This window comes from Cribrihabitans neustonicus, assembly GCF_048820895.1.
GTDB lineage: Bacteria > Pseudomonadota > Alphaproteobacteria > Rhodobacterales > Rhodobacteraceae > Cribrihabitans_A > Cribrihabitans_A neustonicus.
The window spans coordinates 681,185-706,265 of record NZ_JBMERQ010000001.1 but is presented as its reverse complement, the minus strand read 5'-3'; the positions used below and the strand labels follow the sequence as shown (position 1 = coordinate 706,265).

The window sequence follows — 25,081 nt, the reverse complement described above, 5'->3', positions numbered from 1 at the left end:
GTTGCGACAAACCTCATTAGTAAGGCGGAAAAAATTTCGGAGATGTGCGGGATGCTTGTTCAGGAAATTCTAAAGTCCAAGGCCGGCACGGGGGTGGTGACGATCGGGCCCGCGGCCAGCGTGGCGGAGGCGGCGCGGATAATGTCCGAGAACCAGATCGGTACTGTCGTGGTCTCTCCCGATGGCGAAATCGCCGAGGGCATCCTGTCGGAGCGCGACATCGTGCGCGAGCTGAGCAAGGTCGGGCCAGCCTGTCTGGACAAGCCGGTCAGCAGCTACATGACCCGTAAGCTGATCACCTGCACCAGGCAGTCAAGCGTGGACCACGTTCTGCAGCAGATGACCGAGGGGCGGTTCCGCCACATGCCGGTGATCGAAGGCGGCAAGCTCGCCGGTATCGTGACCCTGGGCGACGTGGTGAAAGCGCAGCTTTCGCAGGTGGCGATGGAGAAGGACGCCCTTCAGGACATGATCATGGGGCACTGAAATACGGGGCTGCGGGCGCGGTGCCTAAGCGCCCGTCCGGCCCGCGCAATGCGTATTTCTGCGCACTTGCATTTACCGGCGCTAATGTGCTTGCCTGCGCGAAATTTTGACATGGCAGGAGGCCGCCCATGCGCGTGGGTCTTTATCCCGGCACCTTTGATCCGATCACCATCGGGCACGCCGACATCATCCGCAGGGCCTGTGCCCTGGTCGATAAGCTGGTCATCGGAGTCGCGATCAACCGCGACAAGGGGCCCTTGTTCCCGCTGGAGGAACGGGTAGCGATGATCGAGGCGGAATGCGCCAAGCTCAGCGCCGAGACCGGCACCGAAATCGTGGTGCATCCCTTCGAGAACCTCCTGATCGATTGCGCCCGCGACGTCGGTGCACAGATCATCGTGCGCGGCCTGCGCGCCGTTGCCGATTTCGAGTATGAATTTCAGATGGTTGGTATGAACCGCGTGCTCGACAGCTCGATCGAGACCGTCTTCCTGATGGCCGAAGCGCGGCACCAGGCGGTGGCCTCCAAGCTGGTGAAGGAAATTGCCCGGCTGGGCGGCGATGTGTCGAAGTTCGTGAGCCCAGAGGTGAATCAGGCGCTCAAAGCCCGGTTTGCCGGTTGATACCTGATACAGTGGTGAAGCACAGCTGGGGTCCTGCGGCCCCGGATCTGTGCTTGCCGGGCACGCGCGGGCCGGGGCTGGCGCGCCGGTATTTTACCGGAGGTCTGCCCATACCGTTCTGATCCGCTGCGAGGATCTATCCGCCACTCAAACCGCAAACCGTGGGTTAGCGCCAGCGAGCGCGAGCACTGCCGATCCGCGGCGGATTATCGGCCTTGTGCCGCGCTGGCGGCGAATTTGGCGACGCGGCGTGCAGTTCACCAATACAGAAGCCCGGGCGGGCGTCGCGGTCTAGCGCCAGAAGGCAGTCCAGTGGATCAGCGCAAACAGCTTCTTACCTAGGAACACCAGGTGCCGGTCGCCGAAGAGCAGCACGTCAATCGCGGCCGCCGCGGCCAGGAGCAGCGCCAGGGTGAGGGCGATCCGGTTGGTCATCGAGGCTCCGCCGCAAGGAAATAAAACGTCCGCTCAGATAACCTGAGCGGGCGCGCGGTCTCAAGGGGCAGGGTGTATCTCAGCCCAGTTTACCCATGGCGACGGCCACATCGGCCATGCGCACCGAGAAGCCCCATTCGTTGTCGTACCAGGCCAGCACCCGAACCATGCGGCCATCGACGACACGTGTCTGGTCCGGCGCGAAGATCGAGCTTTCGCTGCTGTGGTTGAAATCGGTGGAGACCAGCGGCGCGGGCTCGTAGCCAAGCACGCCCTTCATCGGTCCGCTGGCGGCTTCCTTCATGGCAGCGTTGATCTGATCGGCAGTGACATCGCGCGCTGCGCGGAAGGTGAGGTCCACGGCGGAGACATTCGGCGTCGGGACCCGGATTGCGGAGCCGTCGAGGCGGCCCTTCAGGTTGGGCAGAACCTCGCCCAGAGCTTTGGCAGCACCGGTGGTGGTCGGGATCATCGACATGGCGGCGGCACGGGCGCGGTAGAGGTCGTCGTGGCGGCGGTCCAAGGTCGGCTGGTCGCCAGTATAGGCGTGGATGGTGGTCATGATGCCATGCTCGATGCCGAAGGCCTCGTCCAGCACCTTGGCCAGGGGGGCCAGACAGTTTGTGGTGCAGGAACCGTTGGAGATCATCCGGTCGGAAGCGCGCAGCTCACCGTCGTTGACACCGAAGACGATGGTCTTGTCGACGTTCTTGCCGGGGGCCGACAGCAGCACCTTCTTGGCGCCGCGGTCCAGATGGGCTTTGGCCTTCTCGCCGTCGTTGAACTTGCCGGTGCATTCCAGCACCACGTCGCAGCCGGACCAGTCCAGCGCGTTCATGTCGTAGGTGGAGAACATCTGCATGTCGCCGCGGCCGAGGTTCATGGTGCCTTCGCCGATGCTGACTTCGCCCGGGAACCGGCCATGCACGGAGTCGTATTTGATCAGATGCGCCGCGGTTTCCAGCGGGCCGGTTGCGTTCACCTTGATCACCTCAATGTCGTCACGGCCAGAGGCGGCGATGTGCGACAGGGTGCAGCGGCCGATGCGGCCGAAACCGTTGATCCCGACTTTGATGGTCATGAGCTGGTCTCCAAGCGAGCAATTCCTTTGCCGCCATATAGCCCGCCGCCTGTGGGGTCTAAAGAGGAAAAAGCCCCATTATATGAAACTGTTAGCGCAAAAAGTTGACGGTGGCGCTAACGATTCCGCTCGGTGGCGATAACGGAAATACGCGGTGGCGCTAACGCTTGTGCCTTGCGGCGGAAGCGGGCAGATTGCCTAACAAACGCGAACAGGGTTGAGGGATTTGGCATGAGCGGTTTGCTGGCGCTTCTGGATGACGTGGCAGGGATAGCCAAAGTAGCGGCAGCCTCGGTCGACGATGTGGCGGCAGCGGCGGGCAAGGCCGGGGCCAAGACGGCTGGCGTCATCATCGACGATGCCGCAGTAACGCCGAAGTACCTGCAGGGTTTTGCGCCGGCGCGCGAACTGCCGGTGATCTGGCGCATCACCCGCGGCTCACTGTTCAACAAGCTGATCCTGCTGCTGCCGGTTGCCATGCTTCTGGCCAACTTCGCACCCTGGCTGATTACACCGCTGCTGATGCTGGGCGGCGCCTACCTGTGTTTCGAGGGGGCGGAGAAGATCTTCCACGTGCTGTTCCCGCATGCGAGCCACGCGATCGACGAAGACATGAGCGTTAAGGATCCGGGCCACCTCGAAGAGCAGAAGGTGAAGGGCGCGATCAAGACCGACTTTATCCTTTCGGCCGAGATCATGACCATCTCCCTCGCCGCGATCGAGGCGCCGAATGTCTGGATGCAGGCGGCGACATTGGCGGTGGTCGCCATCGGCGTCACTCTGGCGGTTTACGGATCGGTGGCGTTGATTGTGAAGATGGACGATGTGGGACTGTTCCTGGCGCAGAACGCCCATACTTCCCTGGGCCGCGGGCTGGGGCGCTGGCTGGTGAAGTTCATGCCGGTACTGATGAAGATCCTGTCAGTGGTCGGCACCGCGGCGATGCTGTGGGTCGGCGGCTCCATCATCATCCACGGGCTGGAGGTGCTGGGCTTTGGCTGGCTGGGGCACCACATCCACGACTGGGCCTATGCGGTTGGCCACGCGGTGCCTGCCGCCTGGGAGGGCTTTGCCGAGTGGACCGCCAAGGCGGCGATGGACGGCGTGTTGGGCTTGGCGCTGGGGCTGGTGCTGATCCCGCTGGCGACCAAGGTCATCATGCCGATTTTGGGTATGTTTGGTGGGAAGAAGACAGATCATTGAGAAAACTAACATCTGTCTGATTGGAGCTCATCGGCGTGTCTCTACGTGTGCATCGGCTCCAAAAAGATGTCTATGTACGCTTCAACACGATAGCCTAGCCCATTCGGTTCATCGGGTTGACTAAAACCCGAAGAAGCGAGAATGTCACCGAGGGTATCGACGATAATCTCAAGCTCTTGCTCGCTTAAACTAGCAAAAGGGTGTTGGGATGACTTGTTGAGCGAGGGTGAAATCGGTGAATGAGATCAGTGACCGAAAGGTCCTGCGCTGAGTGACCTCTTAGCAGTCTCAGGAGGAATTCTTGATCCAATTTCTTAATAGCTAGTTCGGGCATAGATAAGTCGTCCTGCTAGTGCTTTGGCGCAACCAACAGTGTATATGAATACCGGACATTGGGTGCATTTCAATGACACGACATCGGCAGATTTGCCCCGCACAATGATTGTTCGAATGAATAAGGGCACCCACTTGGGTGCCCTTTACTATTTTATCAATCTGAGGCTTCAGCCCAGCAGCTCTTTCACCTTGGCGACGGTGCCCTCGGCGGTGATGCCGAAGCGCTCGAACAGCTCGCCTGCGGGGGCGGAGGCGCCGAAGCGGTCCATGCCGACGAAACCGGCTTTCTTCTCCTGGCCGCGCTCGCCCAGCAGCCAGCGGTCCCAGCCGCCGTCGCGCACGGCCGCCTCGATGCCGACACGCACCGGGCCTGCGGGCAGGACCTTGCGGCGGTAGGCTTCGTCCTGCGCGGCAAACAGCTCCATGCAGGGCATGGACACCACGCGGGTGCCGATGCCTTCGGCTTCCAGTTTGGCCTTGGCTTCCATCGCGACGGAGACCTCGGAGCCGGTGGCGATCAGGATAACCTGGCGCTTGTTCTCGGCTTCGGCCAGCACGTAGGCGCCTTTTTCCACCATGTTATTGAGCTTGTGCTCGGTCCGCACGGTCGGCAGGTTCTGACGGGTCAGCGCCAGCACCGAAGGAGTTTCCTTGGAGGTGATGGCGATTTCCCAGGCTTCGGCGGTTTCCACCGTGTCGGCCGGGCGGAACACATAGGTGTTCGGGGTCGCGCGGCAGATCGCCAGATGCTCGACCGGCTGGTGGGTCGGGCCGTCTTCGCCGACGCCGATCGAGTCATGCGTCATCACGAAGACCGAGGGGATCTTGGACAGCGCAGCGAGGCGCATGGCCGGGCGGGCATAGTCGGTGAAGCAGAAGAAGGTGCCGCCATAGGGGCGCATGCCGCCGTGCAGCGCCATGCCGTTGATCGCCGCGGCCATGCCGTGCTCGCGGATGCCCCAGTAGATGTAGCGGCCCTTGCGGTTGTCGACGTCAAAGACGCCGAGGTCGGAGGTCTTGGTGTTGTTGGAGCCGGTGAGGTCGGCCGAGCCGCCCACGGTTTCCGGCATCAGGGGGTTGATCACCGCCAGCGCCATTTCCGAGGACTTGCGGGTCGCGACCTTGGGCTGTTCCTCGCTCACCTGCTTCTTCAGCGCCTTGATCGCGGCGGAGAGTTTCTTGGGCGCTTCCAGCGCATAGGCGCGGTTGAAACGGTCCTGCTTCTGCTGCGACAGCTCGGCAAAGCGGGCTTCCCAGGCTTCGCGCTCGGACTTGCCGCGGGTGCCGATCTCTTCCCACTGGGACTTGATGTCCGCCGGAATCTCAAAGGGGCCGCCGGTCCAGCCGTAGGCGTCCTTCGCAGCCTGAAGCTGGTCCTTGTCGGTCAGCGCGCCATGGCCCTTGGAGGTGTCCTGCGCAGCATGGCCGAGGGCAATGTGGGTCTTGCAGGCAATCATCGACGGCTTCTTGGACTTCTTTGCTGCCTCGATGGCCTCGTCGATCGCCTTGGGGTCGTGGCCGTCGATTTCCTGCACGTGCCAGCCCGACGCCTTGAAACGCTGGACCTGGTTGGTGCGGTCGGACAGGTCAACGGTGCCGTCGATGGTGATGTTGTTGTTGTCCCAGAACACGATCAGCTTGCCGAGCTGGTGGCGGCCGGCAAGGCCGATGGCCTCCTGGCTGATGCCTTCCATCAGGCAGCCGTCACCGGCGATCACGTAGGTGTGGTGATCCACGACCTTCTTGCCGTAATGCGCGCGCTGCATTTCCTCGGCCATGGCGAAGCCCACGGCGTTGGCAATGCCCTGGCCAAGCGGGCCAGTGGTGGTCTCGACCGCGTCGATCAGGAAGTTTTCGGGGTGGCCCGCGGTGATTGCGCCGGTCTGGCGGAAGTTCTTGATCTGGTCGAGAGTGACCTGCTTGTCGCCCGCAAGATACAGCAGTGCATAGATCAGCATCGAGCCGTGGCCTGCCGACAGGATGAAGCGGTCGCGGTCGGGCCATGCGGGGGTGGATACGTCGAATTTGAGGTGCTTTTCAAACAGCACCGTGGCTACATCGGCCATGCCGATCGGCATGCCGGTATGCCCGGAATTGGCGGCAGCAACGGCGTCCAGCGCCAGAGCGCGGATGGCGGCGGCCTTGTTCCAATGGTCGGGGTTTGCGGTGCGCAGGGCGGTCAGGTCCACGGGGAATATCCTTTGGCGTTTCTGGCGATCGGTTAGGGCGTTAGCGCCTTCGGTGCGCTGAATACCAGCGGCGCCGCAAAGATCAAGCACTGCGGCGCCAATCCTTGCGATACTGCGCGAAGGACCGCGGGCAAGTGGTTGAAAGGCAAGGAGGGGTGTTTTATTCATGAATTGGCGCCCCGGACCGGACCCGGCCCGGGGCCTGCGATTCGCGAAGACCGGCCGAAACGAACAACGCGGAAACAGGCGGACGGGTGAGGGACAGGCATGAACCAGATTGAAGAGTTGCAAGGCCGCATCCAGGCCGCGCTGGAGCGGATTGGCGCCGGCACCAGGGCGCTGGAGGCCGCGCGTGCGGCCGAGGTGGCCCGCGCAGCGGAAACCGCCGTGAGCAACGGTGCAGGCAACGCCGAACTGGAGCAGGAGCTGGAGGAGGAACGCCTTGCCAATGCCCAGCTCGAGGAACGGCTGAAGCTGCTGAACGCGCGTCTCAAGGAAGCAGAAGGCAAGGCGGGCGGCGGCTCCGGCAGTGAAATGGCGGCGCTGCAAGCAGAGCTGCAGCTTCTGCGCAACGAGGCCGGCGACCCAGCCGAGAAACAGGCGCTCAGGGCCGAGGTCAAGCGCCTGAAGGCCGAGATGGAAGCCGCGGCAAACGGCGCCGCCAGCGAGCGTGAGGCGCTGGAGGACCGGCTTGCGGAGGCTCAGGCTGAAAATTCCGATTTGAAACGGCAGATTGAAGAACTTTCCGCCGCCGTCGGCACGGCGGGTGGCAATGGAGCGCCGGATGCCGAAGTCGCCGCGTTGCGCGAACAGCTGGAAACCGCGGAATCTGCCTTGGCTCAGGCGCAGCAGCAGGTGCAGGCCGCGCAGGCTGGGGATTCGGAGCTGGCCGCGGCTTCGAGGCAGGACGTGGACGCCGAACTTGCCCGCCAGAACGAAATGCTGATCCGGCTCGACAGCGAGTTACAGCAGCTGCGCCAGGCCAACGAAGAGCTGCGCGCCTCCAATACTGCACTGCGCGCTGCCAATGCCGAAGGCGTCGGCGATGCCAGCCTGATCAACGCCTCTATGGAAGCCGAAATCGAGGGGCTGCGTGCGGCTCAGGCCAGCGACCAGGCCCAGGTCAACGCCGTGCTGGCAAAGCTCGAGCCGCTTCTGGCCAATGCCCGCAACCTGCCAGAGGGAGAGGAAGTTTGATGCCGGAAGTGACCATCCATATTGGCGGCCGTGGCTTTGAGGTTTCCTGCCAGGAAGGCGAGGAGAGCTACCTGCACTCAGCCGCCAAGATGCTGGACGATGAAGCTCAGGTGCTGTCGGACCAGATCGGCCGCATGCCGGAGGCGCGGATGCTGTTGATGGCAGGGCTGATGCTGGCGGACAAGACTACCGCAGTGGAAGAGCGGAACAAGGAGCTCGAAGCGATTCTGGCAGAGCGCGAGCAGGAACTCGCCGCGCTGCGCGATGCCCCGCCGCCGGAGCCCGAGCGCATCGAGGTGCCGGTGGTGCCGCCGCAGGTAACCGAGACCCTGGCCGAGCTCGCCGCCCGCACCGAGGCGTTAGCCCAGCAAATCGAAGAAAAGGCCGCGGCGCGGACGGAATAGGGGGGCGCGTCACACCCTCATTATGGGAGTGTCCGCACCAGCCGCTGAAGGCGGTTCCGCCCGCTTTAGTGGCGTGGCTGCGCGGGACGAGGCCGTGGGGCCGCCGCGCATCGCCGGCGCGCGCCCACGCGCAGGTCGGGGATTTGGCTGAGGCCTGGCGGTTCCCCGGGAGGGAGCGCGGACTTGGGTGGGATAAATTGCCAGTCACGACCGTTCGTATCGCCCCCGGACGCCCCCGCACGCGCCAGTATTGCGCGGCTTGATGCTTGCGGCGCCGGGATGGCGTGCGCTGCGGCAACCGCTCAATTCGCCGGAACCTGAAACGAGAAAGGCGCCCCAGCGGGCGCCTTTCCTGTCTGACCGGTCCGGAGGCCGGCTCAGCCGTTGTTGGCTTCGCGGATCTTGTCGGCGGCTTCCTTGTTGAAGGCGATGCCGTTCTGTTCGAACATGCCGTCCAGCTCGCCCGACAGGGTCATCTCGGTGATGATGTCGCAGCCGCCGACGAACTCGCCCTTAACGTAGAGCTGCGGGATGGTCGGCCAGTCGGAGTAATCCTTAATGCCCTGGCGGATCTCTTCATCTGCCAGCACGTTCACATCGGTGTAGTCCACGCCGATGTAGTTCAGCACCCCCGCCACGCGCGAAGAGAAGCCGCACTGCGGCATTTCCTTGGTGCCCTTCATGTAGAGAACGACGTCGTTGTTCTTGACGGTTTCGTCGATGCGGGTCTTTGCGTCGGTCATTTAATCATTTCCTTTCGGCAGCTGGGCCGTTTGCGTTGGCCGTCATATAGGCAATCCGGCGGGTTTTGCAAATCCGCCCGGGTACGCGCCGGGATTGGTGCCGTGTTATTTCAGCTTGTTCCGGGGCACGAAGAAGCGGGCGTATTCCTGCGGGTCCTTGGGAACTTTCCAGGTTCGGACCGAACCGCCGCCCATGCCCGACTGATAGTCGGAGTGCAGCGTGTGGTAGTCCGGGTCGCTGTCATCCTCCTCCAGCGGGCGGCGGCGCTGGGAGACGACCGCGGCAACGGCCGCCATGACCACAATGCCGAGCACCAGGATGGAGGCGAACAGGGACATGGGAGGTTACTCCGGCGCCTTGGTGGTCAGCGCGAGCGCGTGCAGCTCGCCGTCGGGGCCGTCCATCTTGCCTTTCAGCGCGGCATAAACGGCGCGCTGCTGCTGGACGCGGTTCTTGCCGCGGAAGCTTTCGTCAACCACCATCGCCGACATATGCACCCCGTCGGTGCCGCCGACCTGGATCTTCGCCTCGGGAAAGGCTTCGCGCAGCAGTTCTTCGATTTCGTGGGCTTGCATGGGCATGCGGGGAAGTCCTTTGTCTGTTTCCAAAAATGTAAGCCTCGGCCGGGGGCTGTGCAAGCAGGATCAGGAAGCGCCTTGCGCGTATGGCGCCACGGATTCAACGAAGTCCGGAAGGCTGGCGAGCGCCTCCTGCACGGCGCTTTCCTCGAAATCCCAGACTGAGGTAGGGTTCTCGGGACAGAGCGCCCGTGTGAGCGCCGCGCCGCGGGCGTGCAAGACCGCGGGCAGGGGCAGGGCGGCGGCGTCCTGCAGAACCAGAAGCGCCTCGTGGATCGGGCGCAGCACGCGCAGGGCGTGGGTCATATGGGGCAGCAGGTCCTCGTCGTCGCGCCAGGTCTCGCCGCCGAACAACTCCAGCGTCACACGCTGGCCCGCGCCCGCGCAGGAATAGGCAACACAGCCGCCAAAACCGCATTTGGCGAGATTGTCGTGGATGGTGCAAAGGAAATCCCCGCCCAGATTGGGGCACGGGGTGTCGGCGTCCTTAAGAAGGCCGAAGTCTTCATGTTCTTCGAAGGGATAGGCCAGGCAGCAGAGGGCGGCGCAGCGGCTGCAATCCTCGGTCAGCTCGGGCAGGCGGACATCAGGGCCGCAGCCGTTGAAACTTCGACTGTCTGTGCGCGCGGGTGTCGTCAAGGCGGGGTCACCTTCGGGCAGTTGGGCGGGATAGCCATGCCATCCCGCCCGTGAGTGTAGTGAGTGCCGGCCGTGCGGCAAACGGCCGTCAGGCGACGGCGGCGGCAAAGCTGGAGCGGAAGATCTCCGACAGCTCAGCCAGCGGCGCTTCCGAACCGCCGATCTTTACCGTGTCGCCGCCGAACTTGCCGACCGAGGCGATCGGTACCCCAGCCTGGCCCGCGGCGAGCATCAGCGCCTCGGCCTGGTCGAAATTGCAGGCCACCAGGTAACGGGCCTGATCCTCGCCAAAGACGGTCGGGGTGTCGCCCGCGTCGATCTGCACGCCGACGCCTGCTTCCTCGGCCAGCTCGAAGGCGGCGAGGGCAAGGCCGCCGTCGCTGAGGTCGGTGCAGGCCTTGATCAGCTCGCGGTTGGCACGGATGAAATCGCCGTTGCGCTTCTCGGCTTCCAGGTCGACGTGCGGCGCGTCGCCGTCCTCGCGGTTGAAGACCTCGGCGAGCAGTGCGGACTGGCCCAGGTGGCCTTGCGTTTCACCGATGAGCAGCGCCACGTGGCCGTCGCGCGCCTCGCCGGTGATCGGCTCTTCGCCCGCCGCAATCAGCCCAACGGCACCGATGGTTGGGGTGGGCAGGATCGCCTGGCCGTCGGTCTCATTGTATAGCGACACGTTGCCGGAAACGATCGGCATGTCGAGCGCCGCAACCGCCTCGCCGATGCCCTTGATGGCGCCGACGAACTGGCCCATGATCTCTGGCTTCTCGGGATTGCCGAAGTTGAGATTATCCGTTGTTGCCAGGGGCTTGGCACCCACGGCTGAGAGATTGCGGTAGGCTTCGGCCACCGCCTGCTTGCCGCCTTCGAAGGGGTTTGCCTTGACGTAGCGCGGAGTCACGTCGGAGGTGAAGGCGAGCTTTTTATCCGTGCCATGCACCCGCACGATGCCGGAGCCCGCGCCGGGGCGGCGGGCGGTGTCGCCCATCACGGTGGTGTCGTATTGCTCATAGACCCACTGCTTGCCCGCATAGTTCGGCGAGGAGATCAGCGCTTTCAGCCCGTCGATCGGGTCGATGGTGGGCACGTCTTCGTCCGTGAGCGCCTCGGGCGGGGTGATCTCCACCCAGGGGCGGTCGTATTCCGGCGCGGTGGAGGAGAGTTTCGACAGAACCAGGTCCGCCTTCACCTCGCCGTTGTGCAGGATCAGAAAGCGGTCCTCTGCGATGGTCTCGCCGACGATGGCGAAGTCGAGATCCCATTTCTCGAACACCGCCTTGGCCTCGGCTTCCAGCTCGGGCTTCAGCACCATCAGCATGCGCTCCTGGGACTCGGAAAGCATCATCTCGTAGGCGGTCATGTTCTCTTCGCGCTGCGGTACCTTCTCGAGGTCCAGCCGCACGCCGAGGCCGCCCTTGTCGCCCATCTCCACAGCGGAGCAGGTGAGGCCCGCAGCACCCATGTCCTGAATCGAGATCACCGCGCCGGTCTGCATCAGCTCCAGCGTGGCTTCCATCAGGCGCTTTTCAGTGAAGGGGTCGCCAACCTGGACGGTGGGGCGCTTTTCCTCGATGGTGTCGTCGAACTCGGCCGAGGCCATGGTGGCGCCGCCAACGCCGTCCCGACCGGTCTTGGCGCCGAGGTACACCACCGGCATGCCAACGCCGGAAGCGGCGGAGTAGAAGATGCCGTCGGTGCGTGCGAGGCCTGCGGCAAAGGCATTGACCAGGCAGTTGCCGTTGTAGGCGGGATGGAAGCGCACTTCTCCGCCGACGCAGGGAACACCGAAGCAGTTGCCATAACCGCCGATGCCTTCGACCACGCCGTTCACCAGCTGGCGGGTCTTGTGGTGGGAGGGCTCACCGAAAGACAGCGCATTCATCGAGGCGATGGGGCGCGCGCCCATGGTGAAGACATCACGCAAAATGCCGCCAACACCCGTGGCGGCACCTTGGTAGGGTTCGATGTAGGAGGGGTGGTTGTGGCTCTCCATCTTGAAGACAACCGCGTCGCCGTCGCCGATGTCCACGATGCCGGCGTTTTCGCCCGGGCCGCAGATCACCTGCGGGCCTTCGGTCGGCAGAGTCCGCAGCCATTTCTTGGAGGATTTGTAGGAGCAGTGCTCGTTCCACATCGCCGAGAAGATCCCGAGCTCGGTGAAGGTCGGCTCCCGCCCGATGATGTCGAGGATCAGGTCGTATTCCTCGGGCTTGAGCCCGTGATTGGCAATCAGTTCCGGCGTGATGGCGGGTTCCTGCATCCGTATTCGTCCCCAATGGCTGCGATTGCGGGCCTTGTAGGCCAAGGCGGGGCGCGGGGGAAGGGAAATTCCAGTGCGTTCAATTGCCGGTGTGGCGCGGCGGCGAGAGGGGCGTGCTCCCGCCCGGGGCGCAAGCTGTGAAAGGCACAGCGGCCCCCGTTGGGGCGGGCGCCGCGCTGGCGCGCGGCGGGTCACGGGATGCGAAGGGTGCCGTGAAAACGGGCAAGAGTCCCTTGGAAGTGGCGAAATTCCATACAGTTGCGGGCTTTGACGCGGGCAACGGCCAGAAGCCGGGTGACGGCGGCAGACGTTTATGCCAGGCAAAACGCAGCGGGCACGAGGGCCGGGAACCCCAACGCCAGAAAGCCAGCACATGCCAGGCAGCTGGCCAAAAAAAAAGGCCGAGCACTAAGCTCGGCCGAAGTCCAACAGGGAGGTATGAAGGGGGGCAGCTGCCGCCGCCTTCATGAGGACCATTTAGGGTGATGCGAATGCCCCTTCAAGGGGATTAACAAGAAATGAGGCTCAATGCTGCTATGCGGAATTTGCATGGCTCTGTGCCGGGTCCCACAGCGCGCCCCTTGCAGGCAGGCAAGGCGCTGCCAGGAAGGCCTGAGCCTGCGCGGCGCAAGGCGGCGGCGCAAGCATGGCGCGAGTGCTGCGGCTATTGGCCGGAAGGCGGCTGATCCGCATCTGGCCCGGAAGCCCCGGAATGGCCGCCGCGGCCTACAGCCGGCCCAGTTCCTTCATGTGCTTGCGGTGCGCAATGATTTCGTTCTGGACGAAATCGCGGAATGCCCCGACACGCTGGGAGTGGCGCAGCTCTTCGGGGTAGGCGAGGTATACAGGCACCGCGCCGGAATCATCGTCCTTGGGCAGCACCTCGACCAGTTCGGGGAAATCCTCGGTCACGTAGTCGGGCAGGATGCCGATCCCGAGATCATTGAGCACCCCCTGAAGCACGCCGAAATAGTTGTTCACCGTCAAAAGCGACGCCGGGTTGTGGGTCATCAGCGTCTGGCCCAGCACTGCGGCAGAGCCGACTTGGGCGGCGCGCTGATTCTGGCAGATCAGCCGGTGATGCGCGATGTCCTCGATCCGCTCCGGCGTTCCGTTCTTCTCCAGATATGCGCTGGTGGCGTAGAGCTTCATCTGCACCGTCATCAGCCGCTTGCGCACGAGGTCGGCCTGGCTCGGCTCCTTCATGCGGATCGCCACGTCGGCCTCGCGCATGGGCAGATCCAAGACCCGTTCCTCCAGCATCAGGTCGATCTTCAGGTGCGGGTATTGCTCGTAGAGCTTGGTCAGCCGCGGCGCCAGCCACAGGGTGCCGAAGCCCACGGTGGTCGTGACGCGCAGCTCTCCAAAAACCTCTTCCTCGCTGTCGCGGATGCGGGCGGAGGCCGCTTCCAGCCGCGCCGACATGGATTTGGTGGCATCAAACAGAAGTTCGCCCTGCTCGGTCAGAATCAGCCCCCGGGCGTGGCGGTGGAACAGGGTGGCGTTAAAGCTCTCTTCCAGCGCGCGGATTTGGCGGCTGACGGCCGATTGTGAGAGGTTGAGCGTATCGCCGGCATGGGTCAGGCTGCCCGCATCCGCTACCGCGTGAAATATTCTGAGCTTGTCCCAATCCATATACGTTACTTTCCGTGCCTGCGGGTCAGATCTGATGAAATCATAGGTATGTACCAATTCTATGGGCGCAAGCGAGAGAAAAGCGAAAAAAACCGGCTATGCAGGTCAGTAGTTATGACCTATTATGCCGCTAAGCACAGCAAGCTAATCCAATGGTTGAGGAGGACCGGATGGGCACGCAAAAGATCTCGCTCACTGACAAGTACGACCTGAGCAAATCCCCGGTGATGCTGAACGGCACCCAGGCGCTGGTCCGCCTGATGCTGATGCAGAAGCACCGCGACGTGGCCGCGGGGCTGAACACGGCAGGGCTGGTCACCGGCTACCGCGGCTCGCCGCTGGGAGCGGTGGACCTGCAGATGAGCCGCGCCGAGAAGCACCTGAAGGCGGCCGACGTCACCTTCCAGTTCGGGCTGAACGAGGACCTTGCGGTCACCGCGCTCTGGGGCTCGCAGCAGGCCGAGCTGCGCGGCGAGGGCAAGTATGACGGCGTTTTCGGCCTGTGGTACGGCAAGGGCCCGGGCGTCGACCGGTCCGGCGATGCGATCCGCCACGCCAACATGGCGGGCACCTCGAAACACGGCGGCGTTCTGCTGGCGATGGGCGACGACCACACCGGGGAAAGCTCCACGGTGCTGCACCAGTCCGAGTGGTCGCTCCTGGACTGCTACCTGCCGATCGTGAGCCCGGCAGGCGTGCAGGAGATCCTGGATTACGGCATCTACGGCTATGCGCTCAGCCGGTTCTCGGGGCTCTGGGTCGGCCTCAAGACGATGAAAGACACCATCGAGGTGACCTCGGTCGTCGATGCGCGCCCGGAGCGGATGCAGCTGGTGACGCCGAAATTCGACATGCCGGCCGACGGCCTCAACATCCGCCTCGGCGATGACCGCTTCCGCCAGGAAGACCGGATCATCGACTACAAGCGCTTTGCCGCCGAGGCCTTCAGCCATGCCAACAAAATGGACAAGCGCGTTTGGGGCAAGCCCGGCGCCAAGATCGGACTGGTTGCCGCGGGCAAGAACTGGCTCGACCTGGTGCATGCGCTGAAGCTTCTGAACATCGACGAGAATATGGCCGAGCGGCTTGGCATCACCACCTACAAGGTGGGCCAGACCTGGCCGATGGACATGAAGGGCTTCCACGACTGGGCCGAAGGGCTGGATCTGATCGTGGTGGTCGAGGAAAAGCGCAAGCTGATCGAGATCCAGATCAAGGAAGCGCTGTTCGACGACCGCCAGGGCCGCCGCGTCTACGGCTGGTACAAGGGCGGCGCGGGCGGCATGCACCGCGAGGAGCTGTTCCCGACCCGCTATGCGCTCGACCCGGTGATGATTGCCGAAAAGCTCGGCGGCATCCTGATCGAGGAGGGCCGCGAGACCGAGGCGATCCGCGCAGGCATGGCCAAGCTCGACGAGGCGCGCCGCGCTGACAACGCCGAGGAAATCGCCACCCGGCTGCCCTATTTCTGCTCGGGCTGCCCGCACAACACCTCGACCAAGCTGCCCGAGGGCGCGCGCGCCTACGCCGGCATTGGCTGCCACTTCATGGTGCAGTGGATGGACCGCGAGACCACCGGTTTCACTCACATGGGCGGCGAGGGCGCGAATTGGATCGGCGAAGCGCCGTTCTCCAAGCGCAAGCACGTGTTCCAGAACCTCGGTGATGGCACATACAACCACTCGGGCGTGATGGCGATCCGGGCAGCGCTGGCTGAGGGCACCAACATCACCTACAAGATCCTCTATAATGACGCGGTGGCGATGACCGGTGGCCAGCAGGCCGAAGGCGGGCTTACCGCGCATCAGATCGCGCATGAGCTGACCGCGATGGGCGTGAAGACCATCGCCGTGGTCTATGACGAGAAAGAGGACGTCGACCCCAAGCTGTTCCCGGCCGGCATGCGGATGCATGAGCGCGCCGAGATGATGAACATCCAGCGCGAGTTCGAAGAGGTCGAGGGCGTCTCCGCCATCATCTACATCCAGACCTGCGCGGCCGAGAAGCGCCGCCGCCGCAAGAAGGGTTTGTTCCCGGACCCGGACCAGCGCGTCTTCATCAACAGCGACGTCTGTGAAGGCTGCGGTGATTGCGGCGTGCAGTCGAACTGTGTCTCGATCGTGCCGAAGGACACCGAGCTTGGCCGAAAGCGGGCGATCGACCAGTCGTCCTGCAACAAGGACTTCTCCTGCCTGAACGGCTTCTGCCCGTCGTTCCTGACAGTGGAAGGCGCGAAGATCCGCAAGGAGGCGACCGCCAGCCTGGAGCTGCCGGACCTGCCGATGCCCGAACTGCCGCAGATCGACGGCACCCACAACGTGGTGATCACCGGCGTCGGCGGCACCGGCGTCGTGACCATCGGTGCGGTTCTGGCGCAGGCGGCGCAGATCGACGGCAAGGGCGCAGGCCTGATGGAAATGGCAGGTCTCGCCCAGAAGGGCGGCGCGGTCCACATCCATTGCCGAATCGCGGAGAAGCCCGAGGACATCTCGGCCATCCGCGTGGCCACGGGCGAAGCACACGCGCTGATCGGCGGCGACCTGGTGGTGAGCGCGGGCGCCAAGACCCTTGGCCTCACCGCCACCGGCCAGACCGGCGCGGTGGTGAACAGCCACGAGATCATCACCGGCGAGTTCACCCGCAACACCGAGTTCAACCTGCCCACCGACCGGCTGCAGGTGGCGCTGGAGGCGCGGCTGCGCGACCGGCTGGCGCTGTTTGACGCGTCCGAGCTGGCGCGTGCCACGATGGGCGATTCGATCTTCTCCAACATGATGGTCTTCGGCGGTGCCTGGCAGCGCGGCCTGGTACCGGTGAGCCTTGAGGCGATCCAGGAAGCTATCGAGCTCAATGGTGCCGCGGTGGAGAAGAACCTCCGCGCCTTCGAGATCGGCCGCTGGGCGGTGCTGCACCCGGCGGATGCGGAGAAGCTCATCGCGCCGAAGGCAGTGGTCGAGCTGCCCAAGTCCCTGGATCAGAAGATCGAATTCCGCCGAGATCAACTCATTGCCTACCAGGGCAAGGGGCTGGCAAAACGCTACATGAAGATGCTGGAAGGTATAGAGAACACGGCGCTGAAGGAAGCGGTGGCGAAGGGCTACCACAAGCTTTTGTCCTACAAAGACGAATACGAGGTGGCGCGCCTGCTTCTGTCGAGCCGGGAGAAGGCGGAAGCCGAGTTCGAGGGCGACCTGAAAATCTCCTTCAACCTCGCCCCGCCGATCCTCGGCGGCAAGGATCCGAACGGCCGCCCGAAAAAGCGCAAGTTCGGCCCCGGGATGGAGCGCTGGCTGCGGCTTCTGGCAAAGTTCAAGGGCCTGCGCGGCACGCCGCTCGACATTTTCGGCTACACCGAAGAGCGCAGGATGGAGCGCGCGCTGATCAAGCAGTATGAGGCCGACATGGCCGAATGGCTGCCCAAGGCGCGGCCCGAGATCCTCGAGCCCCTGGTGGCGCTGGCCGAGCTGCCGCTGCAGATCCGCGGCTTCGGTCCGGTGAAGATGGCCAACGAGCAGAAGGCCGCAAAACGCCGCGAAGAGCTGCTCGCCACCCTGCGCAACCCTGGCGCAGCCGTTAACAAAGCGGCCGAATAAGCCGCCCCGCGTGTTAAGGACGGGCGGTCCACTCCCGCCCTCCTTCCGGCAATCACGAATTGCCTCCAGCCCGTTGGCCCGGGCGCCGCGCCTTGGCGCGGCGCTGCCACGCTTGCGGCTGTTGGTCCTGGGTACTTTCTGACCGGAAATACCCCGGAGTCCGGGGCAATGCCCCGGGTGCCAGCCAAGCGCAGTGCCCTCGTCGGGATATCCTCGCCTGCGCCGTAATGGCGCTGTTACAGGAATCCGCTAGGCTGCGCTGCGCTCCCCATCCCCGGGGAACTGAACCGCCGACGGAGACTGGCGCATGACAGCTCATCACCACACCGCCCGCGACATTTCCTATGCCGATGCTGCCGAAAGCCGCGGCGGGCGCCTCATGATCCGGCTGATGGAAAACGCAACCGGCCGCCTGGGGCTGATCAGACGGGCGAAGGGCTATGACGTGGAATTGGCGCAAGGCCGCGACTTCTGGTCGGTGATAATGGAGCGCTACGGGCTTACACTGGAAGTGCTGGCAGGCTCGCTTCAGAACATCCCGCGGAACGGGCCGGTGGTGCTGGTCGCCAACCACCCTTACGGCATTCTCGACGGTCTGATGATGGGCCATATGCTGCAGCAGGCCCGGGGTGACTTCCGCATTCTCGCGCATCAGGTGTTCCGCAACGCCGGGGAATTGAACCGGGTTGTCTTGCCGGTGGATTTTGCCGGAACCAAGGAGGCGCTGCGCACCAACATTGAGACCCGCAGGACCGCGCTCGAGTACCTCGGTCAGGGCGGCGCCGTCGGGATATTCCCTGGCGGAACCGTGTCGACCGCAGCCAGGCCTTTCTCGAGACCGATGGACCCGGGCTGGCGCAGCTTCACCGCGCGCATGCTGGCCAAGTCGAATGCCGTGGCGGTGCCGGTCTATTTCGACGGCCACACCTCGCGGCTGTTCCAGATCGCGAGCCATCTGCACACGACCCTGCGGATGGGGCTTCTGATCAAGGAATTCAGGACCCGCGTCGGATCTCCGGTGCGGGTGGTGGTGGGCGAGCCTATCGGCCGCGACGTTCTGGACCCGCTGGCAGGCGATGCGCGGATGATAATGACCTGCCTTCGACAGGCGACTTATGCGCTTGCGCCCGAGCCAATGGACCCTGAAATGCTTGGCTTCGAATTCGAGGCGAAGCACCGGGCCGGAGACCCCTCGCGCGCTGTATGTGCGGCTGCGGCGCCGTGTCAGGCGAAAGGCGTGGATTTATCCGGCAAAGCCACGTAATAGCTGTTTCGAGCACCGCCCGCACCCTGAGCAGGGGGCCGGGCCCCACTACCGCGCGTGAGAGAGCTTTATGGCTGTAGGAATCTTTGATTCAGGCCTTGGCGGCCTGACCGTTCTGAATGCCGCGCAGAAACGTCTGCCGGATGTGAACTTCCTTTATTACGGCGACAACGCCCATGCGCCCTATGGCGTGCGGGATGCCGAGGATGTCTACCAGCTGACGTCGGCGGCGGTCCGCAACATGTGGGACAAGGGCTGCGACCTGGTGATCCTCGCCTGCAACACGGCGTCCGCCGCTGCGCTCAGGCGGATGCAGGAGGGCGGACTGCCCAAGGGCAAGCGCGTGCTGGGAGTCTTTGTGCCGCTGATCGAGGCGCTGACCGAGCGGCGGTGGGGCGACAACTCTCCGCCGCGCGAAGTCGCGGTCAAGCACGTGGCGCTGTTTGCCACTCCTGCCACCGTTGCCAGCCGCGCCTTTCAGAGGGAACTGGCGTTCCGCGCCATCGGCGTCGATGTGGAGGCGCAGAGCTGCGGAGGCGTCGTCGATGCGATCGAGGAAGGCGACATGATTCTGGCCGAAGCGCTGGTGCGCAGCCATGTGGAGGCGCTGAAGCGCAAGATGCCGCATCCTGAAGCAGCCGTCCTCGGCTGCACCCATTATCCGCTGATGCAGGATGTTTTCCAGGCTGCCCTTGGCCCGGAGGTCAAGGTGTTCAGCCAGGGTGACCTCGTCGCCGACAGTCTCGCCGATTACCTGCAGCGGCATCCGGACATGCATGGAAACGGCACCGGCGGCTTTTTCACCACCGGCAACCCGGCCCGCGTTGGGGACCGCGCGACGCAGTTCCTTCGACGGGAAATCACCTTTCAGGCGGCCTGAACGCACAAGGGACCTGAGATTGCTTCAGGTCAAGGCACAGGCCCGCGTATCCCCTTATCGCCGTCCGCAAATGATTGCGGAACCAGCATATCACATTGAAAGACGAGGTCGGACATGACCCATAAAGTGGCCATCCTTGGAGCCTCCGGCTACACCGGCGCCGAACTGGTGCGGCTGATCGCAGGACACCCCAACATCGAAATCGCGGCCCTGGCGGCCGAGCGCAAGGCGGGCATGGAGATGGCTGGGGTCTTCCCGCACCTTCGCCACATGGAGCTGCCCACGCTTTGCACCATTGGCGAGATCGACTTCTCCGGCATCGACCTCTGCTTTTGCGCGCTGCCGCACAAAACCAGCCAGGAAGTGATTGCCCGGCTGCCAAAGGATCTGAAGATCGTCGACCTTTCTGCTGATTTCCGCCTGCGCGACCCGGCCGAATACGAGAAATGGTACGGCAACCCGCATGCGGCGCTGGCGCAGCAGGAAGAGGCGGTCTACGGGCTGAGCGAGTTTTACCGTGACGAGATCCGCGCCGCGCGGCTGGTGGCGGGCACCGGCTGCAACGCGGCCACCGGGCAGTTTGCGCTGCGGCCGCTGATCTCTGCCGGGGTGATTGACCTGGATGAGATCATTCTCGACCTGAAATGTGCGGTCTCCGGCGCCGGGCGCGCGCTGAAGGAAAACCTCCTGCATGCGGAGCTGAGCGAGGGCTGCAACCCCTATGCCATCGGCGGCACCCACCGGCACCTCGGCGAATTCGACCAGGAATTCAGCAAGCTGGCGGGCCGCCCGGTGAAAGTGCAGTTCACCCCGCATCTGATTCCCGCGAACCGCGGCATCCTCGCGACCGTCTACGTGAGGGGCGATGCGCAGGCGATTTACGACACCTTTGCAAAAGCCTATGCCGATGAGCCCTTCATCGAGCTTCTGCCCTTTGGCGCCGCGCCCTCGACCCATGATGTGCGCGGCTCGAACTTCTGCCACATTGGCGTTGCCGCCGACCGGATCGACGGCCGCGCCATCGTCTTTGCCGCGCTGGACAACCTGACCAAAGGCAGCAGCGGCCAGGCCTTGCAGAACGCCAACCTGATGTTAGGTGAAGAGGAAACCCTGGGCCTGATGATGGCGCCGCTGTTCCCGTAAGCCGGGGCAGGGGGCGCCGCCAGGGTGCTGAAGAGGATGTGATGAAGAACCTGAAGAAACAGCGCCGGATCCAGGTCATCGCCGTGGCCGCTCTGGCGCTGACGGTTGCGACGGTGCTGATCGGCTACGCCATGCGCGACGGCATCAATTATTTCCGCTCGCCCAGCCAGGTGATGGAGGCGCCGCCCGCGCCGGAAGAGGTTTTCCGCATCGGCGGGCTGGTCGAGGAAGGCAGCATACAGCGCGGCCAGGGCGAGACCGTGCGCTTTGCGGTGACGGATGGCGGTGCCACTGTGCCTGTCGCCTATACCGGCGTGCTTCCCGACCTGTTCGAGGAAAATCAGGGCATGGTGGGTACCGGTCGCTACGTGAACGGCGTGTTTGAAGCCTCTGAAATCCTTGCAAAACACGACGAAACTTATATGCCCAAGGAAGTAATGGACGCGCTGAAGGAGCAAGGGGTCTACAAGGAGCCCGAAAGCTGACACTGCCGCTTTGATTTTGTCGAAAAGGGCCCCGCGGGACTGCCATCCTGCGGGGTTTGCAGCATCTGGCGGACCGGCCATCAGATCGTCTTCATACGCCGTGTTGCCGCGGGCGCGGTCGCTCCGGTGACGCGGGGTTAGCGGGCTTTGGCCAGGATGAACCTTGCAAAAGGTGAGGTGCCATGCTGACGGTTAGAGAGATTGCCGACACTATCGTTGTGCGCGAGGGCGGGTTTGTGAATGACCCCGACGATCCGGGCGGAGCTACCAAACACGGGGTCACGCTTACAACGCTGCGCCGCTTGGGGCTGGATCTGGATGGCGACGGCGGGGTCGGGATCGCGGATTTGCATCGCCTGAGCCGTGCTGAGGCGGCGGAGATATTCGTGCGCCACTATTTCGAGCAGCCGCAGATCAACCGCTTGCCCGAATGCCTGCAGGCGCCCGTCTTCGACATGTATGTGAATGCCGGCAGCAACGCGGTGCGTATCCTGCAGCGCTTGCTTATCGAGATGGGTTTTAAACTGGCGGCGGACGGTGTGATTGGCCCCGAGACCGCCGAGGCCGCGGCGCGCGCGGCGGCGGTCTCGGAAGCGGTCTTGCGCGATGCCTACGGCGTGGCGCGGCGCAACTACTACTTCCGCCTCGCCGACCGACGCCCGGCCAGCCGAAAATACGCCCGCAGCCGGGCGGGCGGCAAGGGCGGCTGGATCAAGCGGGCAGAAGAGTTCATCTCCCCGCGTTATCACCTCAGTTCGGAGCAATTTGCGGAAAGGACCAGGGCATGGGGCTGATCGGCGACTTTCTGACCATGACTTTTGGAACGCAAAAGAATGTTTTGCGGGAGACGGTTGAAGTGTTTCGGGAAAACGCCGAAGCCGGCGCGTCGCGCGCTTACGAACTGCGCGCAGCGGCGCTCTCGCAATTCGGCGCCGAATTCCGGACCGGGCGCAAGGGGAGGTTCGACCGGTTCATGGACGGGGTCAACCGCCTGCCGCGGCCGATGCTGGCACTCGGAACCATCGGATTGATGGTTGCGGCGCTGGCGGACCCCCTGTGGTTTGCCGCGCGGATGCAGGGCATCGCGCTGGTGCCCGAGCCGCTGTGGTGGCTCTTGGGGGTCATCGTGTCCTTCTATTTCGGCGCGCGCCATCAGGTGAAGGCGCAGGAGTTCCAGGAGGGCATTGCTGCCAGCATCGCGCGCCTGCCGGAGGCGGCGGGCAATATCGCGGCACTGGACGCCATGCGCGCCGCACGGCCGGGGCCGGCCGGCACCGGCACCGATGCCGCCGCCCGGCTGGACGCCACCGCACCGGATGCCAATCCGGCCCTGGAAGAGTGGAAGCGGCTGCGCAGCTGATCACAATTTGCTCACTGCGGCGGCGTGGCGCGGCGATGCCCATTGGCGGCCCCTTCGGATCGGCATATAGGGGAAGCATGATTACAGAGCTTGGCCACTTCGCCCTTATCCTCGCCTTCATGATCGCCCTCGTGCAGATGGTGGTCCCCCTGATCGGCGCGCAGAAACGATGGCCCGGCTGGATGGCCGTGGCGGAACCAGCCGCGCAGGCGCAGTTCCTGTTCACCGCCTTTGCCTTCGGCGCGCTGATGTGGGCCTTCATCACTTCGGACTTCTCGCTGAAGCTGGTGACGCTCAACAGCCATTCGGCGAAGCCGATGCTCTATAAGATCTCCGGCACCTGGGGCAACCACGAGGGTTCGATGCTGCTCTGGGTGCTGATTGTCGCCCTGTTCGGGGCGCTGGCCTCGGTGTTCGGCGAGGGGCTTCCACCGACTTTGAAGGCGCGTGTCCTGTCGGTGCAGGCCGCCATCGGCGTCGCCTTCTTTGCCTTCATCCTGTTCACCTCCAACCCCTTCGAGCGGCTCGCCGTTCCGCCTTTCGACGGGCAGGACCTGAACCCGCTGCTGCAGGACCCCGGGCTCGCCTTCCATCCGCCGTTCCTCTACCTTGGCTACGTCGGGCTTTCGATGGCGTTTTCCTTTGCTGTGGCCGCGCTGATCGAAGGCCGCATCGATGCTGCCTGGGGGCGCTGGGTGCGGCCGTGGACGCTGGCCGCGTGGATCTTCCTCACCATCGGCATCGCGCTTGGGTCCTGGTGGGCCTATTACGAACTGGGCTGGGGCGGCTTCTGGTTCTGGGACCCGGTAGAGAACGCTTCCTTTATGCCCTGGCTCCTGGCGGCGGCGCTCTTGCATTCGGCCATCGTGGTGGAGAAACGCGAGAGCCTGAAGAGCTGGACCATCCTGCTCGCGATCCTCGCCTTCGGGTTCTCGCTGATCGGCACTTTCATTGTGCGCTCGGGCCTGCTGACCTCGGTTCATGCCTTTGCCAATGACCCGGAGCGCGGGGTGTTCATCCTTATCATCCTCGCGGTCTTCACCGGCGGGGCGCTCACGCTGTTTGCCGCGCGGGCGCAGGCGATGGAGGCCAAGGGGGTCTTCGGCGTGGTCAGCCGCGAAAGCGCGCTGGTGGCCAACAATATCCTCCTCGCGGTGAGCTGCTTTGTGGTCTTCTTCGGCACCCTCTGGCCCATCGTGGCGGAGATGGCCTTTGACCGGAAGCTGTCGGTTGGCCCGCCCTTCTTCAATTCGGCCTTCACCCCCTTCATGGTGGCGCTGGGGCTGATCCTGCCGCTTGGCGCCATGCTGCCGTGGAAGCGCGGGCGGCTGGGGCGGGCTGCCTGGCAGCTGCGCTATGTCTTCCTTCTGGCGGTGGCTCTTGGCGTGCTGGCCTGGGCCTTGCAGACCGGACGCTCGGCGCTGGGGCCGGTTGGGCTGTTCCTCGGCGCCTGGGTGGTGTTCGGGGCCTTTACCGACCTCTGGCTGCGTGTCGGCAGGTCGAACCGGTTGCGGCGGCTGACGCGGCTGCCGCGTGCGGATTGGGGCAAGGCGGTTGCACATGCCGGCCTTGGCATCACCATCTTTGCCATCGCGGGCCTCACCGCCTGGGAGCAGGAGGACATCCGCGTAGCGCAAATCGGTGAACCGTTCAGCGTCGGCGCCTATGAACTGGAGCTCGCCGAAGTGAAGCGGGCGCGCGGCCCGAATTACTTCACTTCCATGGCCCGCATCGAGGTAACCCGGGAGGGCCAGCCTGTGGCGACGCTTTATCCCGAGAAGCGCGACTACCCGGTTGCCAGGATGCCCACCACTGAGGCTGCGATCGACTACCGGCTGACCCGCGACCTCTACGTGGTGATCGGCGACCGGCAGGATAATGGCGGCTGGACCGTGCGCACCTATATCAAGCCGCTCGCCAACTGGATCTGGGGCGGCGCGATCCTTATGGCGCTTGGCGGCCTGCTGAGCCTCAGCGACCGCCGCTTCCGCGTCGCCGCGGGCGCGCGCAGGACCCGCAGCGAAGGAGTGCCCGCCGAATGAGACGCCTGCGACTGATCCCGCTGATGCTGGCCGCACTGGTCTCCGTGAGCCTGCTGGCGCCGCTGCCCGCAAGCGCGGTGGAACCGGACGAGGTATTGGCCGACCCGGCGCTGGAAGCCCGCGCGCGGGAACTGTCGAAGGACCTGCGCTGCCTGGTCTGCCGCAACGAGAGCATCGACGAATCCAACGCCGAACTCGCCCGCGACCTGCGCATCCTCCTGCGCGAGCGGCTGATGGCGGGCGACAGCGACCGTGAGGCGATCGGCTTCATCGTCGACCGCTACGGCGAATACGTGCTGCTGCGCCCCACGGTGAGCGGCGCCAACTGGCTGCTGTGGGCGGCGGGCCCCCTGATGCTGCTCTGCGCGCTGGGGATCGGTGCGGTCTACGTGCGCAAGCGGTCGCGCGCGCCCAAGGCGGCGGAGCGCGGCCTGAGCCCCGAGGAACGCGAACGGCTGAAGCAAATCCTCGACGAATGACGCCGGGTCCGCCTTTCCGGCGGGCAGGCTT

At 64.3% G+C, this 25,081-nt stretch carries 23 protein-coding genes; 14 read left to right on the top strand and 9 right to left on the bottom strand.

The window, feature by feature from the left end; all coding sequences use genetic code 11:
• The first annotated feature begins 51 nt into the window (after positions 1-51).
• Positions 52-486 carry a CBS domain-containing protein gene (locus tag ACOHWE_RS03360; RefSeq protein WP_420664099.1) on the top strand — a complete coding sequence of 145 codons (435 nt, stop codon included), beginning with the start codon at positions 52-54 and terminating at the stop codon, positions 484-486.
• A gap of 128 nt (positions 487-614) precedes the next feature.
• A complete protein-coding gene (coaD, locus tag ACOHWE_RS03355; protein WP_420664098.1) occupies positions 615-1,109 on the top strand; it encodes a pantetheine-phosphate adenylyltransferase in 495 nt (164 codons plus the stop codon).
• 291 nt (positions 1,110-1,400) lie between these two features.
• Here coaD and ACOHWE_RS03350 read toward each other — a convergent pair whose 3' ends face one another.
• Together ACOHWE_RS03350 and gap are read right to left on the bottom strand one after the other, a co-directional pair.
• Positions 1,401-1,544 carry a hypothetical protein gene (locus tag ACOHWE_RS03350; protein WP_420664096.1) on the bottom strand — a complete coding sequence of 48 codons (144 nt, stop codon included), beginning with the start codon at positions 1,542-1,544 and terminating at the stop codon, positions 1,401-1,403.
• Positions 1,545-1,623: 79 nt separating this feature from the next.
• A complete protein-coding gene (gap, locus tag ACOHWE_RS03345) occupies positions 1,624-2,625 on the bottom strand; it encodes a type I glyceraldehyde-3-phosphate dehydrogenase (protein ID WP_420664094.1) in 1,002 nt (333 codons plus the stop codon).
• A gap of 231 nt (positions 2,626-2,856) precedes the next feature.
• Between gap and ACOHWE_RS03340 the strand changes: the two genes are divergently transcribed.
• Complete coding sequence (locus tag ACOHWE_RS03340) at positions 2,857-3,828, top strand: DUF808 domain-containing protein (RefSeq protein WP_420664092.1); 972 nt, start codon at positions 2,857-2,859, stop codon at positions 3,826-3,828.
• Between the two features lie 503 nt (positions 3,829-4,331).
• Here the strand turns inward: ACOHWE_RS03340 and tkt are convergent.
• Positions 4,332-6,353, bottom strand: a complete 2,022-nt coding sequence (gene tkt / locus ACOHWE_RS03335) for a transketolase (protein WP_420664091.1) — start codon at positions 6,351-6,353, stop codon at positions 4,332-4,334.
• Positions 6,354-6,620: 267 nt separating this feature from the next.
• Here tkt and ACOHWE_RS03330 point away from each other — a divergent pair, with 267 nt between their 5' ends.
• The gene (locus ACOHWE_RS03330) at positions 6,621-7,550 is read left to right on the top strand and encodes a coiled-coil domain-containing protein (RefSeq protein WP_420664090.1); all 930 of its coding nucleotides are present in this window, start codon (positions 6,621-6,623) and stop codon (positions 7,548-7,550) included.
• Positions 7,550-7,954 (top strand): cell division protein ZapA, encoded by a 405-nt coding sequence (locus ACOHWE_RS03325; protein WP_420664089.1) that lies wholly within the window; start codon positions 7,550-7,552, stop codon positions 7,952-7,954. Before ACOHWE_RS03330 ends, ACOHWE_RS03325 begins: the two co-directional genes overlap by 1 nt.
• A gap of 377 nt (positions 7,955-8,331) precedes the next feature.
• Here the strand turns inward: ACOHWE_RS03325 and grxD are convergent, their stop codons facing one another.
• The 6 genes from grxD to ACOHWE_RS03295 form a co-directional block, all read right to left on the bottom strand.
• On the bottom strand, positions 8,332-8,697 hold the full coding sequence (grxD, locus tag ACOHWE_RS03320; RefSeq protein WP_420664088.1) for a Grx4 family monothiol glutaredoxin: 366 nt from the start codon (positions 8,695-8,697) through the stop codon (positions 8,332-8,334).
• Between the two features lie 105 nt (positions 8,698-8,802).
• Positions 8,803-9,036, bottom strand: coding sequence for a hypothetical protein (locus ACOHWE_RS03315; RefSeq protein ID WP_420664087.1), 234 nt, complete (start codon positions 9,034-9,036; stop codon positions 8,803-8,805).
• Between the two features lie 6 nt (positions 9,037-9,042).
• The gene (locus ACOHWE_RS03310; protein ID WP_420664085.1) at positions 9,043-9,279 is read right to left on the bottom strand and encodes a BolA/IbaG family iron-sulfur metabolism protein; all 237 of its coding nucleotides are present in this window, start codon (positions 9,277-9,279) and stop codon (positions 9,043-9,045) included.
• 63 nt (positions 9,280-9,342) lie between these two features.
• The gene (locus ACOHWE_RS03305) at positions 9,343-9,915 is read right to left on the bottom strand and encodes a hypothetical protein (protein WP_420664083.1); all 573 of its coding nucleotides are present in this window, start codon (positions 9,913-9,915) and stop codon (positions 9,343-9,345) included.
• Positions 9,916-10,003: 88 nt separating this feature from the next.
• Positions 10,004-12,169, bottom strand: a complete 2,166-nt coding sequence (gene purL, locus ACOHWE_RS03300) for a phosphoribosylformylglycinamidine synthase subunit PurL (protein WP_420664082.1) — start codon at positions 12,167-12,169, stop codon at positions 10,004-10,006.
• 726 nt (positions 12,170-12,895) lie between these two features.
• A complete protein-coding gene (locus ACOHWE_RS03295) occupies positions 12,896-13,804 on the bottom strand; it encodes a LysR family transcriptional regulator (RefSeq protein ID WP_420664081.1) in 909 nt (302 codons plus the stop codon).
• 170 nt (positions 13,805-13,974) lie between these two features.
• On the opposite strand from ACOHWE_RS03295, the gene ACOHWE_RS03290 reads away from it, so the two are divergent.
• The 9 genes from ACOHWE_RS03290 to ACOHWE_RS03250 all read left to right on the top strand — a co-directional run bounded on the left by ACOHWE_RS03290 (position 13,975) and on the right by ACOHWE_RS03250 (position 25,050).
• Entirely contained in the window at positions 13,975-17,397 is a 3,423-nt protein-coding gene (locus ACOHWE_RS03290; protein WP_420664079.1) for an indolepyruvate ferredoxin oxidoreductase family protein, read from the top strand.
• Positions 17,398-17,704: 307 nt separating this feature from the next.
• Positions 17,705-18,661 (top strand): lysophospholipid acyltransferase family protein, encoded by a 957-nt coding sequence (locus ACOHWE_RS03285; protein ID WP_420664078.1) that lies wholly within the window; start codon positions 17,705-17,707, stop codon positions 18,659-18,661.
• A gap of 70 nt (positions 18,662-18,731) precedes the next feature.
• Positions 18,732-19,541: a glutamate racemase gene (locus ACOHWE_RS03280; protein WP_420664077.1), complete on the top strand. Its 810-nt coding sequence runs from the start codon at positions 18,732-18,734 to the stop codon at positions 19,539-19,541.
• Between the two features lie 114 nt (positions 19,542-19,655).
• Complete coding sequence (gene argC, locus ACOHWE_RS03275; protein WP_420664076.1) at positions 19,656-20,684, top strand: N-acetyl-gamma-glutamyl-phosphate reductase; 1,029 nt, start codon at positions 19,656-19,658, stop codon at positions 20,682-20,684.
• Positions 20,685-20,725: 41 nt separating this feature from the next.
• A complete protein-coding gene (gene ccmE, locus ACOHWE_RS03270) occupies positions 20,726-21,169 on the top strand; it encodes a cytochrome c maturation protein CcmE (protein ID WP_420664075.1) in 444 nt (147 codons plus the stop codon).
• Between the two features lie 182 nt (positions 21,170-21,351).
• The gene (locus tag ACOHWE_RS03265) at positions 21,352-21,963 is read left to right on the top strand and encodes a holin-associated N-acetylmuramidase (protein ID WP_420664074.1); all 612 of its coding nucleotides are present in this window, start codon (positions 21,352-21,354) and stop codon (positions 21,961-21,963) included.
• Entirely contained in the window at positions 21,954-22,529 is a 576-nt protein-coding gene (locus ACOHWE_RS03260; RefSeq protein ID WP_420664072.1) for a holin family protein, read from the top strand. The genes ACOHWE_RS03265 and ACOHWE_RS03260 overlap by 10 nt, the downstream gene beginning before the upstream one ends.
• Before the next feature lie 77 nt (positions 22,530-22,606).
• Positions 22,607-24,571: a heme lyase CcmF/NrfE family subunit gene (locus ACOHWE_RS03255; RefSeq protein WP_420664071.1), complete on the top strand. Its 1,965-nt coding sequence runs from the start codon at positions 22,607-22,609 to the stop codon at positions 24,569-24,571.
• Positions 24,568-25,050 (top strand): cytochrome c-type biogenesis protein, encoded by a 483-nt coding sequence (locus ACOHWE_RS03250; RefSeq protein ID WP_420664069.1) that lies wholly within the window; start codon positions 24,568-24,570, stop codon positions 25,048-25,050. Before ACOHWE_RS03255 ends, ACOHWE_RS03250 begins: the two co-directional genes overlap by 4 nt.
• The last annotated feature ends 31 nt before the right edge of the window (positions 25,051-25,081 follow it).

What these genes read in the sequence shown, in the direction of transcription:
- ACOHWE_RS03340 (WP_420664092.1), top strand. Translation starts at nt 2,857, where the DNA reads ATGAGCGGTTTGCTGGCGCTTCTGGATGACGTGGCAGGGATAGCCAAA.
- purL (WP_420664082.1), bottom strand. Translation starts at nt 12,169, where the DNA reads ATGCAGGAACCCGCCATCACGCCGGAACTGATTGCCAATCACGGGCTC.
- coaD (WP_420664098.1), top strand. Translation starts at nt 615, where the DNA reads ATGCGCGTGGGTCTTTATCCCGGCACCTTTGATCCGATCACCATCGGG.
- ACOHWE_RS03285 (WP_420664078.1), top strand. Translation starts at nt 17,705, where the DNA reads ATGACAGCTCATCACCACACCGCCCGCGACATTTCCTATGCCGATGCT.
- ACOHWE_RS03265 (WP_420664074.1), top strand. Translation starts at nt 21,352, where the DNA reads ATGCTGACGGTTAGAGAGATTGCCGACACTATCGTTGTGCGCGAGGGC.
- ACOHWE_RS03255 (WP_420664071.1), top strand. Translation starts at nt 22,607, where the DNA reads ATGATTACAGAGCTTGGCCACTTCGCCCTTATCCTCGCCTTCATGATC.
- ACOHWE_RS03360 (WP_420664099.1), top strand. Translation starts at nt 52, where the DNA reads ATGCTTGTTCAGGAAATTCTAAAGTCCAAGGCCGGCACGGGGGTGGTG.
- ACOHWE_RS03310 (WP_420664085.1), bottom strand. Translation starts at nt 9,279, where the DNA reads ATGCCCATGCAAGCCCACGAAATCGAAGAACTGCTGCGCGAAGCCTTT.
- gap (WP_420664094.1), bottom strand. Translation starts at nt 2,625, where the DNA reads ATGACCATCAAAGTCGGGATCAACGGTTTCGGCCGCATCGGCCGCTGC.
- ACOHWE_RS03260 (WP_420664072.1), top strand. Translation starts at nt 21,954, where the DNA reads ATGGGGCTGATCGGCGACTTTCTGACCATGACTTTTGGAACGCAAAAG.
- ACOHWE_RS03290 (WP_420664079.1), top strand. Translation starts at nt 13,975, where the DNA reads ATGGGCACGCAAAAGATCTCGCTCACTGACAAGTACGACCTGAGCAAA.
- ACOHWE_RS03280 (WP_420664077.1), top strand. Translation starts at nt 18,732, where the DNA reads ATGGCTGTAGGAATCTTTGATTCAGGCCTTGGCGGCCTGACCGTTCTG.
- ACOHWE_RS03325 (WP_420664089.1), top strand. Translation starts at nt 7,550, where the DNA reads ATGCCGGAAGTGACCATCCATATTGGCGGCCGTGGCTTTGAGGTTTCC.
- argC (WP_420664076.1), top strand. Translation starts at nt 19,656, where the DNA reads ATGACCCATAAAGTGGCCATCCTTGGAGCCTCCGGCTACACCGGCGCC.
- ccmE (WP_420664075.1), top strand. Translation starts at nt 20,726, where the DNA reads ATGAAGAACCTGAAGAAACAGCGCCGGATCCAGGTCATCGCCGTGGCC.
- ACOHWE_RS03350 (WP_420664096.1), bottom strand. Translation starts at nt 1,544, where the DNA reads ATGACCAACCGGATCGCCCTCACCCTGGCGCTGCTCCTGGCCGCGGCG.
- ACOHWE_RS03315 (WP_420664087.1), bottom strand. Translation starts at nt 9,036, where the DNA reads ATGTCCCTGTTCGCCTCCATCCTGGTGCTCGGCATTGTGGTCATGGCG.
- ACOHWE_RS03295 (WP_420664081.1), bottom strand. Translation starts at nt 13,804, where the DNA reads ATGGATTGGGACAAGCTCAGAATATTTCACGCGGTAGCGGATGCGGGC.
- grxD (WP_420664088.1), bottom strand. Translation starts at nt 8,697, where the DNA reads ATGACCGACGCAAAGACCCGCATCGACGAAACCGTCAAGAACAACGAC.
- ACOHWE_RS03330 (WP_420664090.1), top strand. Translation starts at nt 6,621, where the DNA reads ATGAACCAGATTGAAGAGTTGCAAGGCCGCATCCAGGCCGCGCTGGAG.
- ACOHWE_RS03250 (WP_420664069.1), top strand. Translation starts at nt 24,568, where the DNA reads ATGAGACGCCTGCGACTGATCCCGCTGATGCTGGCCGCACTGGTCTCC.